Consider the following 16,127-nt stretch of genomic DNA (forward strand, 5'->3'; position numbering starts at 1 on the left):
ACTACTTCAGCAGCGGATTGGCAAAGAGCAGAAGCAGGGCGATGACCAGACAGTAGATCGCCATGGTCTCGATCATCGCCAGCCCCACGAACAGCGTCCGGGAAATGGTTCCCGCTGATTCCGGCTGGCGCGCGATGGCGTCCATGGCCGCTGCAACCGCGCGCCCTTCTGCAAGGGCAGGCCCTATGGAGCCAAATGACACCGCCATCGCGGCCGAGACGATACTTGCCAGAGCGAGTCAGTTCATGAGCGGGATCCTGTATTTTCAATGGATTGGGACGCGGCAGGTACGGCCGGTCGGGTCAGCACGCCGGCAATGAAGACCATGGCGAGGACGGCGAAAATATAAGCCTGAACAGCCCCGGTCAGCAGATCAAGCGCCATGAGGGGAATAGGAACGAGTAGCCCGGCCAGGGACAGAACGATCCCGATAATAAAGACGCCCGCCATGATGTTTCCGAACAGGCGCACCATGAGCGAGAACGTCCGTGTCACGGTGCCGATCAGGTTGAGCGGGATCATGACAACACTGGGCCACAGAAAACTGCGCAGATATCCGCGGACGCCACCCGAGCGGATCCCGAAAATGATGATCGCCACAAAGACGATGATCGCCAGCGCCGCATCCGTCGCCAGAATGGCCGTAGGCGGCTGTACGCCCGGGACAAGCGAAGACCAGTTGGCGACGAGAATGAAGAGGAAGAGCGTCCCGACGAACCCCCTGTATGGCGCAGGCTCCGTGCGCATGGTTTCGCGGATCTGACCGTCAAGCGCAGTCACGCCCAGTTCAAAAGCCGTTTGGAGCCGGCCCGGTACGCCGGACGTCAATGAACGGGAGGCACAGGCGGCGCCAATCGTCAGTACGGCCATGATCCCCCAGGTCGTGACCACCGGCTGCGTGACGGGGACCGGGCCGACGTGAAACAGGATACGGCTTGAGAGTGGGGACATCATCGCAGATGTCCCTCCTCGCCCATCGCCACTTCCGGCCCAACACGGTCCTTCATCAATCGGAGAACAAGGGGGCGTGCGACCAGCACACCGCAGGTCGCCCACAGGAACGCGGCCGTGCCATTCCAGGCCGCAACGAAGAGGACCGCGCCCAGCAGAAGAAAGCGGCCCAGCAGCATCACGAGCGCCACGGGACGTTTTCCCGGACGCATCAGGAACTGGACATTGATCCAGAGCGCCGCCACATGAACACTGCCTGCGGCAAGTCCCGCCAGCAGCCAGCCGATTGATATGATGATTTCTTTTTCAGGCATGGGGATGACTCATCCATTTCCAGGCGCTCCAGCCGCCGACCGCAAATCCCGCAAGAAGCAGGGCCGCTGAAAAGGCAACCCCAGATCCCGTCCGATGATCCAGCCAGCGTCCGACAAGCAGGCCAGCGAGGGGCGGCGTGATGATCGTCCAGCCCAGCACCCCGATCCGGCCAAGATGCTGCGAGACATTGACGCTTCCATCCGTCTCCCAGGTTTTCTGGCGCTGAATGTGCCGGCGGATGGCCGTGTCCATCTCGTCGGCCCGGGACTGATCATCGTTCACTGGAACAGATCTCCCGCTTCGGACCACAGACCCTTTGCAATCCGCTGGGCCGCATCAAGCTGGAGACGGACAGCCTCGACATTCGCATTCCTGCGGGCATCATCAAGTGCTGCGTAATGCTGATGAACAAGGGTTCTGAGCGTTTCAAGATCATCGCCGCGTACCGCTTCACGTGTCGCGATCTCGACCATGCTGCCCCTGTTCGCCACGGTCAGGACACCCTGACGCACGGCACAGTAATGCGGAACACCACCCTTGCCTTTCCAGAGGATAACAGACGGCAAAATGCTGGAAACCAGATCTGCATGTCCCTGCAGGATGCCGAAACCACCGCTTTCATCTTCCGCCCGGACCGACAGGACTTCGGGTTCGTCCACGACGACGGTCAGGGCTGAATTGATTTCGGGAAGATGACCTGCAGGGAAACGCACATCCACCACCGCTTCACGCACCGCGATGATCTCGCCCTGCGGCGCCACGGCTTCGGGTTCGGACAGAACGGCCGGTTGCAGGTTCATGTGCCCTCCTTCGGAGTGCTCCGCTCACGGAACAGGGAGCGGCCCCTCACCTGATCTCAATAAACCCGCTCGGGGCATCAGTCGACATTTACGCGGCAAAAGTGATCGGAGTCATGAAAACATAACAACAGAAGTGCCGGAAGCATCTCCATTCCTATAACGCGGAAAGCGCGCAGTAGCCGCTATGAGGACAGCAAATAACGCTACGAAAACGCATATTCCGTCCAATGTGTCCTGTCGCAAAACAGTCATGTTTCAATGGTCGCATCCACATCCCGACGCCCATAAATTTAAAAAAGGTAAACAATCCATGGATCAGTGATGTCTGATATGACCCTAGGCTCCTCAACGGAGCTCCAGTCCCCGTCACGGCCGGACATGAGCGGGGGCAACAAGCCTCTTCATGTTGCGCTTTTCTTCATTGTGCTGATCGGCGCGCTGGGGTTTGCGGCGTTCAGCATCCTGCACGACATGCATTCGGTCGGCGAAGGGGCGCTGGCGACAGGAACATTCGTGATGCTCGGCATTGCCCTGGTCATCGCCCTCGCCTTCGAGTTCGTAAATGGCTTTCATGATACGGCGAATGCTGTTGCGACGGTCATCTATACGCGAAGCCTGCCGCCACTCGTCGCCGTCATCTGGTCCGGGTTCTGGAACTTTCTCGGAGTCTCGCTCTCGACGGGAGCGGTGGCCTACAGCATCGTGACGCTTCTGCCGGTGGAACTGATCCTCCAGGCCGGAAGCCGCGCGGGCTATGCCATGATCTTCGCCCTGCTGATCGCAGCCATCGTCTGGAACCTCGTCACCTGGGCTTTCGGTATTCCCAACAGCTCGTCCCACGCGCTCGTCGGCTCGATCATGGGTGTCGGTCTGGCCAACCAGCTGATGTCACCGACCGGTGCCGCCACGCAGGGCGTAGACTGGGGGCAGGTCGAGAAAGTCTTTTCCTCACTGCTGTTCAGCCCGATCTGCGGGTTCGTCATGGCCGGGCTGCTGCTGCTCGTCATGAAGCTTCTGGTCCGTAACAAGGCACTCTATCAGGCTCCCGAGGGTGACACCCCGCCGCCGCTGTGGATCCGTGCGCTGCTGATCTTCACCTGCACCGGTGTTTCTTTCTCGCATGGTGGCAATGACGGACAGAAGGGCATGGGTCTGATCATGCTGATCCTGATCGGTGCGGCCCCCACGGCCTATGCGCTGAACCGGGCGATGCCGGAGAGCGCCATGCCGGCCTTCATCCAGTCCTCCGCCGAAGCGGAGAAGATTTTCCTGACGCACGCGCCGAGCCCTGTAAGCTCACTGACCGCAGAGAATGCGCGTGATATTGTCGGTGCGGGTCTGCGCGCCAAGTCCATCGCGTCTCCCGAAACCTATGATGCGCTGGCCGTTCTCAGCAACGACATCTCCACTTCGGTCAAGACCTATGGTTCCATGAAGGCCGTTCCTGCCGCAGCTGTGCCGAACGTCCGTACGGACATGTATCTGGTCGCAGATGCCATCCGCGTCATGGGAGAGACCGAGGGCTTCACCCCGGCGGAAAAGAAGTCCCTGAAATCTTTCCAGTCCGAGCTGTATCACGGCACCCGCTTCATCCCGCTCTGGGTCAAGGTTTCCGTCGCCATCGCTCTGGGACTTGGCACGATGGTCGGATGGAAGCGCATCGTCGTGACGGTCGGCGAGAAGATCGGCAAGACGCACATGACCTATGCCGAGGGCGCATCGGCTGAAATCGTGGCCATGACGACCATTGGTCTGGCTGAAGGCTATGGTCTGCCCGTCTCTACAACGCATATCCTGTCCAGCGGTGTCGCCGGGACGATGGCGGCCAATGGCTCCGGCGTTCAGTTTTCCACACTACGCTCCATGGCGCTCGCTTGGGTCACCACCCTGCCCGCCGCCATGGCGATTGCGGGACTGCTTTACGTCCTGTTCCGTCAGATCTTCTGAGCAGACCTGAACACATCGTGCGGATTACATATCCGCACGATGCTGCTGGTAAAGATGCCAGCTCAGGAGACAATGTGCATTGGGTGTATGGCGCGGCATCTCGTCCAGCGACACGATGCAGACCGTCGTATGCTCGTGCTCATTGGCCAGCCCGCCTTTGCGATCAATCAGGTCCCTGAGCTCGGCCCGGCCAAGGACAATATCGACCGCATAAAGCATCATTTCCTCGCTGCTCCCGCCGGGAGACAGAAGCACGGGCGTTTCGCGCAGACTGTATGGCTTGCTGACCTTCAGGTGCAGCCCCGTCTCTTCCTGCAATTCGCGGATGGCAGCAATTTCAGCGGTCTCATCATCAATCACGCCAGCGGGAAGCGCTGTCACCATCTGCCCCGCCGGAAGCCGCGCTTCCCGCACCAGAATAACGTATTTCTCAGCAGGCGCTTCCTTTACGCTGACAACCGGCATGATGGAGACTGTCGCATCCCGCAGAACGGCAAAGCATGGCATCTTCGCGCCGTTATTCCAGGCATCGGCTTCAACAATAACAAACCCGACGCGCGAGCCGAACATCAGCACATCACGAACAAAGACGGAGTGAAGGTCAAAATGCGTCCGGGTCTTGCTAACCCACTCTGAAAACAGTCTGGCGTTCAGAACTTTCTGCTGGTTTTCCCCAGAAATCGTCTCAGCAAACTGAACCGGAATATCCTGTATCGTCATGACCGTCCCCTGTCTTTCCCTGCGGAAGATTAAGGGGCATGTCTCCTTTATCTCCGACAGGGCAATTCCTCTGACAGACAGAACCGGTCAGGTCTTTACAGGGTTCCCATAAGAACAGCCGTATCGATCATCCTGTTCGAGAAGCCCCATTCATTATCGTACCAGCTGCAGATATGGACCATCTCTCCATTATGGATGAGCGCGGTCTGTGTGGCATCGAAACTGGACGAGGCCGCACTGTGATTGAAATCGCTGCTGACCAGCATGCCATCGCTGTAATCCAGAATCCCTGCCAGCGCTCCTGCAGCGGCATCATGAAAAACAGCATTGATCTCATCGACCGAGGCCGGCGCACGCGTGGGCAGAAAATCCAGCGCCACCATCGAGACATTCGGTGTCGGAACGCGAAGCGACGATCCGACAAGCCTCCCCTTGAGATGCGGCAGAACCAGACCGATGGCCTTTGCAGCACCGGTCGAGGTCGGAACCATGTTCAGACCCCCTGCCCGCGCCCGCCGCAGGTCACGATGCCTGCGATCCACGATCTGCTGGTCGCCGGTATAGGAATGAACCGTCAGCATGTAACCGCATTCCACACCGAACGCCTCGTCTGCCACCTTGACCAGCGGCGCCAGACAGTTGGTCGTGCATGAACCGTTTGAGACAACCGTCATGTCCGGTTTGAGAGCATCGTTATTGACGCCGTACACGATCGTCGCATCCACATCGCTGGCCGGCGCGGAAATGAGAACTTTCCGCGCGCCTGCCTGCAGAAGAGGCGCTACGGCCTCTTTTGACGTAAAAAGGCCAGAGCACTCCATGACAACGTCCACATCATCCAGATGAATGTCAGCAGGATCACGCTCCGAGGAAATGCGGATCGGGCCGTAGGTCCGACCCTGCGCATGGATCGTCAGCTGGTCTCCCTCAAGCTCGACCTTACCCGGAAACCTTCCATGGATGCTGTCATAAACAAACATATGGATCTTGTCCTCGACGCTCCCCGGACCATTGATGACAACGGGAACAATGTCGGTCCGTCCGCTCTCGATAATGCTTCTCAAGGTCACACGCCCGATACGTCCAAATCCATTGATCCCGATCTTGACTGCCACGATACCGTCTCCGTTTGATGCCCCGATGTCAGGGCCTGTCCTTTTGTGAATGAGGGGGAGGCCTGCGCTTACAGGCCGATACGATTGAGGGGCTTACCGGCCATGAGATTCCGCTCGATCTGCTCAAGCGATACGCCACGGGTTTCCGGCACGAACTTCATCGTCACGAAAATGAAAATGAGATTGAGCAGGGCGTAGAGCCAGAAGGTCTGGGCACTTCCCAGTGTCGTCAGAAGCGAAAGGAAGGTCAGACCAACGATCATGTTGGTGCCCCAGTTGGTGAAGGTCGAGCATCCGATGCCGAAGTCACGCCCCTTCATGGGCTGCACTTCGGAGCACAGGATCCACACCAGCGGCCCGGCAGAAAATGCAAACCCGACGATGAAGCACAGCAGCATCGCAACAGCCGCGTAGCGCGCCAGATCGCTGTTGCCCGTCCCGAAATACAGCAGGATTCCGACCGTAAACATGCCGAGCGCCATCATGATGAAGCCCGCGATCAGCATGGGCCGCCGGCCCCAGCGATCCACATATCCGATGGCGATGAACGTGGAGAGCACATTGACCAAGCCCACGATCACCGTGCCCCACAGGGCGGCACTGGTGCCGAAACCGGCCATCTCGAAGATATGCGGCGCGTAGTACATAACCACGTTGACGCCGGTGAACTGCTGGATCGCCTGAAGGGCCACACCCAGATAGACCGCGCGACGGAAGTTCGGGTTTCTCTTGAAAAGCGTATAGCCGCCATCGGCCTGTGCGAGCTGATCGCGGATTTCGACGATCTCGTCCCGTGCATGCGTGTCATTGCCGCGCAGGCCGTGCAGGACATCGAACGCCTCATCATGCCGCCCTCGCAGAACCAGCCAGCGCGGGCTGTCCGGCAGGAACAGGACGCCGATCAGGAACAGAACACCCGGAACGCCCACGATCCCCAGCATCCAGCGCCAAGACCCCGAATAAGCCAGGATCGCATCGGAGATGAACGCGACTAGAATGCCCACCGTAATCATGAGCTGATAGACGGAAATCAGGGCCCCGCGATGCTGCTGGTGCGCAATTTCCGAGATGTAAAGTGGAGCGGTAAAGCTCGCGACGCCGATCGCCAGTCCGAGGACCACACGGCCCGCGATCAGGACCGGAACGGACGGGGCCAGTGCGCAGAGCGCCGATCCGGAGATGAAGAGCAGTGCCGAGATGATCAGCAGTTTTTTGCGGCCCAGAATATAGGACAGCCGCCCACCAAACAGGGCCCCGAGCGCTGCTCCGACCATCATGCCGGAGACAATGCACTCCTTGCCGAAATCATTGACCTGAAACTCGATACCGATGAATTTCAGCGCTCCGGATATGACACCCAGATCCAGCCCGAACATCAGACCTGCCACCGCAGCCAGAGTGGCTACCAGGGCACTTCTGCCGTTGAGTGAAACGCGCGGAACGCTCTCTACGACGCCAACGTCACTCATAACCGTGTTCCTTTTCTTGGTCTTCTTCTGTGATCGGAAGAAACACTTCGGCAGCCATGGATTCCGAGTTCTGCATGGATGCCGTTACTTTGATCTGGTCTTTGGAACTCACATATTCGGGTAATTCGGTCCGTCCCCGCCCTGCGGCGGCGTCCAGACGATGTTCTGTGACGGATCCTTGATGTCGCAGGTCTTGCAATGCACGCAGTTCTGGAAATTGATCTGAAAGCGTGGCTTCCCCGCATCCTCGACAATCTCGTAAACCCCGGCCGGGCAGTAACGCTGCGCAGGCTCGGCATAGACCGGCAAATTTACCGTGATCGGAATTTCAGCGTTTCTGAGTTTCAGATGACAGGGCTGGTTCTCATGGTGATTGGTGAATGAAAACGCCACATTGGTCGTCCGGTCGAAGCTGAGCTTTCCATCCGGCTTGGGATAGGCAATCGGGGAAAAATCCGCCGCCTTCCCCGTCGCCGCCGCATCCGTCTTGTGATGATGCATTGTCCCGAACAAAGGCGCTCCGGTCAGAGACGCCGTCCACATATCAAGACCACCCAGCACGATCCCACCCGCGAGGCCGTATTTTTCCCAGAGCGGTTTGACGTTGCGGACAAGCTTGAGATCCCGGCCCACGGGCCCGTCCCTCAGTGCAGTGTCATAGGCCGTGAGTTCATCACCGCTCCGGCCATTCCGGATCGCCGAATGAGCGGCCTCTGCCGCATGCATCCCCGAATAGATGGCGTTATGGCTGCCCTTGATCCGCGGAACATTCACCAGTCCTGCGGAACACCCCAGCAGCGCACCACCGGGGAAAACGGCTTTCGGAATGGACTGCCACCCCCCTTCGGAAATGGCGCGGGCGCCATAGGCGATCCGCTTTCCGCCTTCCAGCAGACTCGCCATCAGCGGATGATGCTTAAAACGCTGGAACTCACGATACGGGTCGAGATAGGGATTTTCGTAGCTCAGATGCACGACAAACCCGACGCAGACCTGATTGTTGTCGAGATGATAGATGAACGCACCACCACCCGCATTGCGTCCCAAAGGCCAACCCATCGTGTGAACGACCGTGCCGGGTTTGTGCCGGGCCGGGTCCACTTCCCAGATTTCCTTCAGGCCAATCCCGAATTTCTGCGGATCCCTGCCATCCGACAGGCCATAATGCCGCATGATCTGGAGCGCTAAAGAGCCTCGCGCACCCTCGGCAATCAGCACGTACTTTCCTGCCAGGATCATGCCCGGTTCATAATTCTCGCCCGGCGTTCCATCCGCATTCCGCCCGAACTCGCCGGCCACTACGCCCCGGATCTCGCCCTTCTCGCCATAGACAAGCTCACTGGCCCCCATACCGGGAAAGATTTCCACGCCCAGCCCTTCCGCCGTTTCGGCCAGCCAGCGACAGACATTTCCCAACGAGACGATGTAGTTGCCGTGATTGTTCATGAAGGGCGGCATGAGCCAGTTGGGCAGACGTGTCTGTCCCTTCTCGCCCAGAACATAGAAGCTGTCCGTCTCCACCGGCACGGTGATCGGCGCGTTCATTTCCCGCCATTTCGGCAGCAGGACATTAAGTGCGCAAGGATCAATGATCGCGCCGGAGAGGATGTGGGCGCCCACCTCGGATCCCTTGTCCAGCACGACGACGGACAGGTCCGGGTCAAGCTGTTTGAGACGGATGGCAGCGGACAGGCCTGCCGGCCCGGCACCGACGATGACGACGTCATAATCCATGCTTTCGCGTTCAATGGCCGTCATGACTTTTCTTCCTGTCCGAAGGTAATCTCGAGGCTGCGCATGGTCAGATCTTTGCTGTCAGTTCGGGCAGGATGGTGAACAGGTCCCCGACCAGACCGTAATCGGCAACCTGGAAGATTGGCGCGTCCTCGTCCTTGTTGATCGCCACGATGATGCGGGAGTTTTTCATGCCCGCGAGGTGCTGGATGGCGCCCGAGATGCCGACCGCGAGGTAAAGATCCGGCGCCACGACCTTGCCGGTCTGCCCGACCTGCCAGTCATTGGGCGCATACCCGGCATCAACGGCTGCACGGCTGGCACCAACCGCCCCGCCGAGCTTGTCTGCAAGGGTCGTTATTGTGTTGAAATTCTCTTTCGATCCGATACCGCGGCCACCGGAGACGATGATCTTTGCCGATGTCAGGCCCGGACGCTCGGAGGCGACCGTCTTGTCCTCGATCCACTGCGACAGGCCGGGATCGGCCGGGACAGTGACGGCTTCGACAGCGGCACTTCCACCATCCTGCGCCGCCGTGAACGCCGCCGTGCGGACCGTGAAGACCTTCACCGGATCAGAGGAGCGGATCGTCTGGATCGCATTGCCTGCGTAAATCGGCCGCTCGAACGTGTCCGCGTCCTGAACGGCCGTCACCTCGGACAGGACCATCACATCCAGTAGTGCAGCAACACGCGGCAGAACGTTCTTGGAAAACGCCGTCGCGCCAGCCGAGATGTGGCTATAGTCCTTGGCCAGCGAGACAATCAGCGCGCTGACAGGCTCGGCAAGGCCATGCGCTAGCGACGCATCATCCGCCAGAAGAACCTTCGACACGCCTGCCAGCTTTGCCGCCTCGTCGGCCGCGGCCGCGCAGTTTTGGCCCGTGACGAGAACGTGCACGTCACCCAGCGTGGCAACCGCCGTCAGGGCCTTGGCGACAGTATCCGTGCCCAAGCGGCCGTCATTGACTTCGGCAAGTAGCAGAACAGACATCAGAGGACTCCTGCTTCATTCTTCAGTTTCGAAACCAGCTCATCGACGGACCCAACCTTTACGCCGGCAGGGCGCTGCGGAGGCTCGACCGTTTTGAGAACCGTGAGACGCGGGCGGACATCGACCCCGAGTTGCGCAAGCGACACTTCTTCAAGCGGTTTCTTCTTGGCTTTCATGATGTTAGGCAGCGCCACATAGCGGGGCTCGTTGAGACGCAGATCCGTCGTCACCACGGCCGGAAGCTTCAGTTTGATGGTCTGAAGACCGCCATCGACTTCACGTGTGACCAGAGCCGAACCGTCTTCGACCGTAACAGAAGAGGCGAACGTGCCCTGCCCCCAGCCCAGCAGGGCGGCGAGCATCTGGCCGGTTGCATTCATGTCATTGTCGATCGCCTGCTTGCCCGCAATCACGAGGCCAGGCTGTTCGTTTGCCACGACCTTGCTCAGGATCCGCGCCACCGAAAGCGGTTCCAGATCGACATTCACATCGTCGGTTGCCGTCACGAGAATGGCCCGGTCCGCGCCCATCGCAAGAGCAGTCCGCAGCGCGTCTTTTGCCTGCGCGACACCGATGGAAACGACGACCACTTCGGTCGCCACGCCCTTTTCCTTGAGACGAATGGCCTCTTCGACCGCGATTTCGTCAAAGGGGTTCATGGACATCTTGACGTTCGCCAGATCGACGCCAGACCCATCCGGCCGGACGCGGATGCGGACGTTGTAGTCAACGACCCGTTTCACAGGGACGAGGATCTTCATGATACTCTCCGTTCTCAGCAGATATCGCGGAAGCGCTGTATCATCACATCCAGCACTTCGGCCGGATCGCGCTTCCACCAGTTGTTTGCAGAAAAAATCTCGACTTCGCAGAACCCGTCATATCCCGCGCGTTCCACCCCCGCGCGCAGGCCTTTCAGGTCTGCCACGCCGTCCCCCATCATCCCGCGATCCAGAAGAAAATCCGTCGTGGGAACCAGCCAGTCACACAGATGGAACCCCATAATGCGCGTCCCTGCCCGCTCAAGCTGGCGCGGAAGATCAGTGTCCCACCACACGTGATAGACATCGACCGCCACACCCAGCGTGTCGCAATTGAGGATGTCGCAGATATCCAGGGCATCGCGCAGTGTCGGCAGGCAGGAGCGGTCCCCCCATACATCGGATGCAGCGGCTCCAGAGCCAGCTTGACGCCCCGTTCGGATGCGTAGTCCAGCACTGCCGACAGACGGTCTATGACGATATCGAGGCTCTCCCTCACCCCCTTGGTGCCGGGCTCGACGCCCCCCACCACGATGGTCAGGATCTTTCCTCCCAAATCGGCGGTCTCGTCGATGGAGCGGCGGAAATCGTCCACGACCGCCTGCCGTCCGTGTGGTGCGAGAGGCCCCACAAGAAACGGCGATCGGCACAGCCCCACGACTTCCACTCCGGCCTGCCGGGCGTACTGCCCGATGGCCGAAGCCCGGCCCTGAAGTTCCGGACGCCAGAAGACGATGCCGCAGATGCCGCGCTCGGCACAGGCATCGATCGTCCGTTCGGCGGACCATCCGGCCCCTGCCCCCGGCATGTTATGGCCAAGGGTCGCGGTATTCAGGGCCAGCGCGGAATGATCGTGGGTGAAGTCGCGCATCAGTCGGCTCCATAGAGCGACAGAAGCGACTTCATGCGCCGGACGGCCAGTTCCGGATTACGGAGCAGGCCGCAGCCATCTGCCAGCCGGAAGATCTCCGTGAAATACGGCAGCGGCCGCATGGACTGCGCACCACCCAGCATGATGAAGTGATCCTGAAAGCCGTTCAGCCAGGCCAGAAACACGACACCCGTTTTGTAATACTGGGTCGGCGCCTTGAAGATCACCCGGGCCAGCGGAACCGTGGGATCCAGCGCCGCGCGGAAAGCGGCTTTGTCGCCTTCACCGAGTTTGCTCACCGCATAAGCGGCCAGCGGCGCCAGCGGATCGAACACGCCCAGAAGCGCATGGCTGAAGCCCTGCTCGTCGCCTTCGATCAGTTCCGGATAGTTGAAGTCGTCCCCGGTATACATTTTCACGCCGGCCGGAAGCAGACGGCGCATCCGGATTTCCTTTTCCTTGTCCAGAAGGGAAATCTTGATGCCGTCCACCTTGGAGACGTTCTGCCCGATCATCTCAAGTACAGTTTCCAGCGCCTGATCGAAGCTGTTCGTGCCCCAGTATCCGGCCAAAGCAGGGTCGAACGCTTCGCCCAGCCAGTGCAGGACGACCGGTTCATCACAGGCGGAAAGAACTTCGCGGTAGACGCGCAGGTAGTCTTCCGGTCCCTTCGCGACCCGGGCGAGTGCCCGGCTCGCCATCAGGATAATCCGGCCGCCAACCGCCTGGATGGCTTCGACCTGTTCCAGATAGGCGCGGATGACTGTGTCCACGTCCCGCGCGCTTGCCGGGTCCAGATGATCGGTTCCGCAGCCATTGACCACATCGGCGTCCGGCAGTTCCGCCTTCGTCCGGCGGATCAGTTCCAGCGCCATCGGCCAGTCCAGCCCCATGCCGCGCTGGGCCGTATCCATGGCTTCGGCAATGCCCAGCCCCAGACCCGCGAGATAGCGGCGGAACTCCATCGTCCGGTCCCAGTCGATGGCGCCGGGTCCGGACGGAGCATTTGCCGTGTAGGGATTGGCGACGACATGGGCTGCGGAATAGACGATGCGGGCCGGATTGCGTCCCAGTGTTCCTGTCGGTGCTGGTGTTCCGATCAGGTGATAGTCCGTCTTCCGGCCGGCTTCATCGGGAAGAATGATTTTCATGACCGTTCTCAGAAACGCGGCACAAGCATTCCGGCATCCGCCGAAATCACCTGGCCTGTGGTGTAGGGAAGTCCGCCCGAAGCGAGGGTCGCGATGATGCCGCCCATGTCCTCGGGTTCGCCGATGCGTGGCAGCAGGGTCAGCCCGTCCACGGCGCGCTGGCGATACTGCTCGATCACGGCAGCCGTCATGTCCGTGGCGATCAGACCGGGCTGCACGTCATAGACTGCGATGTTTTCAGGCCCGAGCCGTACGGCCAAAGCCTTGGACACCATCGCCGCAGCCGCCTTGAAGGCGCAGTATTCGGAGCGCTGGACCGCCACGGCCGTGGCGTTGGACGAGGTCACATTCACGATGGAATGAAACACGCCTTCGGGCCGCGAGCGGGACAGGAGCAGCTTTGCGAAAGCCTGCGAGAGAAAGAACAGCGCCTTGGTGTTCACCGTCAGGCAGCGGTCCCAACTCGCTTCGCTCACATCCAGCAGATCACCGCGCTGGAGGACGCCAACGCCGGCATTGTTTACGAGCGTCGTCAGCGGCCCGAGCTCGGCCTCGACCTGCGCCAGTCGCTCCGCATGCACGGAGAGATCCGTGATGTCGAACGGGAGCGCCATGACGCGCGTTCCGCTTTCGGACAGACGGCTGACGGCCGAACGCAGTTCCTCGTCATCGAACGGTCCATTGACCGCTAAAGCGAAGCCCCGTTTCGCCAGAGCCTGCGCCGCAGCGAAACCGATGCCTCTGGAGGAGCCGGTGACGAGAGCGACCTGTGTCATGCCCGTGCGCCTTTACGGAGCAGCTCACGCGCGATGATCATGCGCTGGATCTGGTTTGTGCCTTCGTAGATCTGGGTGATCTTGGCATCGCGGTACAGACGCTCGACCTCAAAGCCACGGATATAGCCCGAGCCACCAAAGACCTGTACGGCATCGGCCGTCCGCGCCACCGCCATGTCACCGGCAAAGCACTTGGCCATGGAGCACGAGCGCGTAGCGTCCTGCCCGCGGTCGATCTTTGTCGCAGCCGAATGGACCAGAAGCCGTGCAGCCTCGATGTCCTTGGCCATATCGGCCAGAAGCCACTGCACGCCCTGGAACTCGGAGATGTGCTTGCCGAACTGCTTGCGTGTTCCGGCGTAATCCACGGCCGCTTCAAGTCCGGCCTGAGCAATACCGACGGCCAGTGCCGCGATGCCGACGCGGCCCTTGTCGAGCACGCTCATCATCATGTGGAAGCCACGGTTCATCTCGCCCAGCAGCGCATCGCTGCCCAGACGGACGTCCGAGAAGTCGAGCGCGCCAACCTGGCTCGCCCGCTGGCCCATCTTGTGCTCCTTGGGGCCACGCTCGACGCCCTTGGCATGCAGATCCACGATAAAGATGGACATGCCGCGGTTGCCCGCTTCCTTGTCGGTCCGGGCCAGAACAAAGCCCGTATCGGCGACCGGTGCGTTATGGATCCAGATCTTGCCGCCGTTGAGGACCCAGCCGTCGCCATCGCGCACGGCGGTCGTACGGATGCCGGAGACATCGGTGCCAGCTTCGGGCTCCGTGATACAGTAGGCGACCTTGCGCTTCATGGAGAGGATGTCGGGCAGCATCTTCTGCTGTTCCGGCGTTCCGTGACGCACGAGAAGGGTGGAGATCAGCTCCACCAGACCGCACTGGTCAGCCACGCTGGCATAACCGCGGGACAGTTCTTCCATCACGACCGCATAGGTCAGCGTATCGAAACCCGGTCCGCCAAGTTCTTCGGGCACAGCGATGCCGAACAGGCCCAGCTTGCCCATTTCTTCATAGATTTCTGCCGGGAAGCGCTCCTCACGGTCCAGCGCCTCGGCGGCGGGACGGATAACGTTATCCACGAAAGACCGTGTCGTTTCGCGGACTTCTTCCTGCATTTCGTTCAGAAACATAGCCAACTCCGTATAAGTAACTAACTAGATGGTTACTGAAAAATCTGTTAAAGACTACGGCTTCCGCCACACTCACCAATCAATCATTATTGAAGCTTTCCGAGCCGCTCCTAGCGAACCAGTACGGCTCTGAAATCATTGACGTTCGTCCTGGTTGGGCCCGGCACAAACAGGTCTCCCAGCGCTTCGAACGCGGTATAGGCGTCGTTCTCCATCAGAAGATCCGCAGGGTTGAACCCCTTTTCCCTCAGGCGTTCCATACTGACACCATCGGCAAAGGCCCCAGCATTGTCTTCCGAGCCGTCAATGCCGTCAGTATCCGCCGCCAGGGCTGAAAACGGCAGGCCTTCCGCCGCCAGCGCAAAAGCCAGAAGAAACTCGGTATTGCGCCCTCCCCGGCCGCCCTGCCCGCGTATGGTTACGGTGGTCTCGCCGCCTGACAGGATGACGACCGGTCGTCGGAAAGGTCGTCCCCGCAGGATGACTTCCCGCACCAGAGCGGCATGAACCTTGGCGACGTCCCTGGCCTCACCTTCGATCGCATCCGACAGGATCACGGGATAAATCCCCGCCTGCCGCACCTTTTCTGCCGCCGCTTCCAGCGACAGATGTGCCGAGGCGATCACGCGCACCTCATTCCTGTTGAAGACCGGATCGGTTGCCAATGGTGCGCGCCCCTCTTCCCCATTCAGCCATGACTGGATCCTTTCCGGCAGACGCAGTTTCCACGTCTTTGCCAGACGACGCGCATCCTCCCGTGTTCCCAGATCCGGCACTGTGGGCCCGGAGGCTACCTGCGCAGGATCGTCAAAAGGAACATCCGACACCACCAGAGACACGACCTTAGCCGGAGCCGCTGCGGCCGCCAGACGGCCACCCTTGATGCCCGACACCTGCTTGCGAATGCTGTTCATGACGGAAATTGGCGCGCCGGATGCGAGCAGGACACGGTTCAGTTCGGCCTCGTCCTCAAGCGTCATGCCCGGTGGCGGGGATGGCAGCAGAGCCGATCCGCCCCCACAGATGAGCGCCACAACGAGATCGTCCGGCCCCAGCCCCTTTACCGCTTCAAGAAGCGCTTCCGTGGCTTTCAGTCCTGCTTTATCCGGCACCGGATGCGAGGCTTCCAGAACCCGGATGGACTGCGTCGGGCAAACATTGCCGTAACGCGTGACCACCACACCGCTGAGTGGCCCTTTCCAGACGCGCTCGAAAGCCGCCGCGAGCTGGGCTGCACCTTTTCCCGCGCCAACCACAACTGTCCGGCCCTTCGGGGGCTCGGGCAGATGCGCCGCCAGGATCTGCTCCGGCTCGGCCGCGCCAACGGCGGCGTCGAAGAGTCCTGTCAGAAACATGCGGTCCTGAAGCATCATGGTCAGTTCCT

General features: G+C 60.4%; 17 protein-coding genes and 1 pseudogene. 1 reads left to right on the plus strand and 17 read right to left on the minus strand.

Annotated features, from left to right (window positions below):
- Position 1: 1 nt before the first annotated feature.
- From ACJ2A4_RS02310 to ACJ2A4_RS02330, 5 genes are read right to left on the minus strand one after another with little or no spacing between them, the layout of a single operon-like run.
- Positions 2-232 (minus strand): F0F1 ATP synthase subunit C, encoded by a 231-nt coding sequence (locus ACJ2A4_RS02310; protein WP_408874076.1) that lies wholly within the window; start codon positions 230-232, stop codon positions 2-4.
- A gap of 11 nt (positions 233-243) precedes the next feature.
- Positions 244-954 carry a F0F1 ATP synthase subunit A gene (locus ACJ2A4_RS02315; protein ID WP_408873448.1) on the minus strand — a complete coding sequence of 237 codons (711 nt, stop codon included), beginning with the start codon at positions 952-954 and terminating at the stop codon, positions 244-246.
- Positions 951-1,265 carry an ATP synthase subunit I gene (locus ACJ2A4_RS02320; RefSeq protein ID WP_408873449.1) on the minus strand — a complete coding sequence of 105 codons (315 nt, stop codon included), beginning with the start codon at positions 1,263-1,265 and terminating at the stop codon, positions 951-953. The genes ACJ2A4_RS02315 and ACJ2A4_RS02320 overlap by 4 nt, the downstream gene beginning before the upstream one ends.
- Positions 1,258-1,548: an AtpZ/AtpI family protein gene (locus ACJ2A4_RS02325; RefSeq protein WP_408873450.1), complete on the minus strand. Its 291-nt coding sequence runs from the start codon at positions 1,546-1,548 to the stop codon at positions 1,258-1,260. The genes ACJ2A4_RS02320 and ACJ2A4_RS02325 overlap by 8 nt, the downstream gene beginning before the upstream one ends.
- The gene (locus ACJ2A4_RS02330) at positions 1,545-2,066 is read right to left on the minus strand and encodes a F0F1 ATP synthase subunit epsilon (RefSeq protein ID WP_408873451.1); all 522 of its coding nucleotides are present in this window, start codon (positions 2,064-2,066) and stop codon (positions 1,545-1,547) included. The genes ACJ2A4_RS02325 and ACJ2A4_RS02330 overlap by 4 nt, the downstream gene beginning before the upstream one ends.
- 321 nt (positions 2,067-2,387) lie before the next feature.
- Here ACJ2A4_RS02330 and ACJ2A4_RS02335 point away from each other — a divergent pair, with 321 nt between their 5' ends.
- Entirely contained in the window at positions 2,388-4,013 is a 1,626-nt protein-coding gene (locus tag ACJ2A4_RS02335) for an inorganic phosphate transporter (protein ID WP_408873452.1), read from the plus strand.
- 24 nt (positions 4,014-4,037) lie between these two features.
- Here ACJ2A4_RS02335 and ACJ2A4_RS02340 read toward each other — a convergent pair whose 3' ends face one another.
- The 12 genes and pseudogenes from ACJ2A4_RS02340 to ACJ2A4_RS02395 form a co-directional block, all read right to left on the minus strand.
- On the minus strand, positions 4,038-4,733 hold the full coding sequence (locus ACJ2A4_RS02340; protein ID WP_408873453.1) for an NUDIX domain-containing protein: 696 nt from the start codon (positions 4,731-4,733) through the stop codon (positions 4,038-4,040).
- Positions 4,734-4,828: 95 nt separating this feature from the next.
- Positions 4,829-5,848 carry a type I glyceraldehyde-3-phosphate dehydrogenase gene (gap, locus tag ACJ2A4_RS02345; protein ID WP_408873454.1) on the minus strand — a complete coding sequence of 340 codons (1,020 nt, stop codon included), beginning with the start codon at positions 5,846-5,848 and terminating at the stop codon, positions 4,829-4,831.
- 68 nt (positions 5,849-5,916) lie between these two features.
- A complete protein-coding gene (locus ACJ2A4_RS02350; protein WP_408873455.1) occupies positions 5,917-7,317 on the minus strand; it encodes a sugar porter family MFS transporter in 1,401 nt (466 codons plus the stop codon).
- 108 nt (positions 7,318-7,425) lie between these two features.
- Positions 7,426-9,075: a 4Fe-4S dicluster domain-containing protein gene (locus ACJ2A4_RS02355; RefSeq protein ID WP_408873456.1), complete on the minus strand. Its 1,650-nt coding sequence runs from the start codon at positions 9,073-9,075 to the stop codon at positions 7,426-7,428.
- Between the two features lie 43 nt (positions 9,076-9,118).
- A complete protein-coding gene (locus tag ACJ2A4_RS02360) occupies positions 9,119-10,045 on the minus strand; it encodes an electron transfer flavoprotein subunit alpha/FixB family protein (RefSeq protein WP_408873457.1) in 927 nt (308 codons plus the stop codon).
- On the minus strand, positions 10,045-10,806 hold the full coding sequence (locus tag ACJ2A4_RS02365) for an electron transfer flavoprotein subunit beta/FixA family protein (protein ID WP_408873458.1): 762 nt from the start codon (positions 10,804-10,806) through the stop codon (positions 10,045-10,047). Before ACJ2A4_RS02365 ends, ACJ2A4_RS02360 begins: the two co-directional genes overlap by 1 nt.
- A gap of 14 nt (positions 10,807-10,820) precedes the next feature.
- Positions 10,821-11,249 carry a sugar phosphate isomerase/epimerase family protein gene (locus ACJ2A4_RS02370; protein ID WP_408874077.1) on the minus strand — a complete coding sequence of 143 codons (429 nt, stop codon included), beginning with the start codon at positions 11,247-11,249 and terminating at the stop codon, positions 10,821-10,823.
- Between the two features lie 14 nt (positions 11,250-11,263).
- Positions 11,264-11,677 (minus strand): annotated as a pseudogene (locus ACJ2A4_RS02375) (sugar phosphate isomerase/epimerase family protein); the annotation flags it as partial.
- On the minus strand, positions 11,677-12,828 hold the full coding sequence (locus tag ACJ2A4_RS02380; RefSeq protein ID WP_408873459.1) for a dihydrodipicolinate synthase family protein: 1,152 nt from the start codon (positions 12,826-12,828) through the stop codon (positions 11,677-11,679). The pseudogene ACJ2A4_RS02375 and the gene ACJ2A4_RS02380, both read right to left, overlap by 1 nt.
- An 8-nt stretch (positions 12,829-12,836) precedes the next feature.
- The gene (locus tag ACJ2A4_RS02385; protein ID WP_408873460.1) at positions 12,837-13,604 is read right to left on the minus strand and encodes a 3-ketoacyl-ACP reductase; all 768 of its coding nucleotides are present in this window, start codon (positions 13,602-13,604) and stop codon (positions 12,837-12,839) included.
- Positions 13,601-14,743 carry an acyl-CoA dehydrogenase family protein gene (locus tag ACJ2A4_RS02390; RefSeq protein ID WP_062495289.1) on the minus strand — a complete coding sequence of 381 codons (1,143 nt, stop codon included), beginning with the start codon at positions 14,741-14,743 and terminating at the stop codon, positions 13,601-13,603. Before ACJ2A4_RS02390 ends, ACJ2A4_RS02385 begins: the two co-directional genes overlap by 4 nt.
- A gap of 110 nt (positions 14,744-14,853) precedes the next feature.
- Positions 14,854-16,116: a glycerate kinase gene (locus tag ACJ2A4_RS02395; protein ID WP_408873461.1), complete on the minus strand. Its 1,263-nt coding sequence runs from the start codon at positions 16,114-16,116 to the stop codon at positions 14,854-14,856.
- Positions 16,117-16,127 lie beyond the last annotated feature (11 nt).

The sequence above is a fragment of the Gluconobacter roseus genome, assembly GCF_046058915.1.
GTDB lineage: Bacteria > Pseudomonadota > Alphaproteobacteria > Acetobacterales > Acetobacteraceae > Gluconobacter > Gluconobacter roseus_A.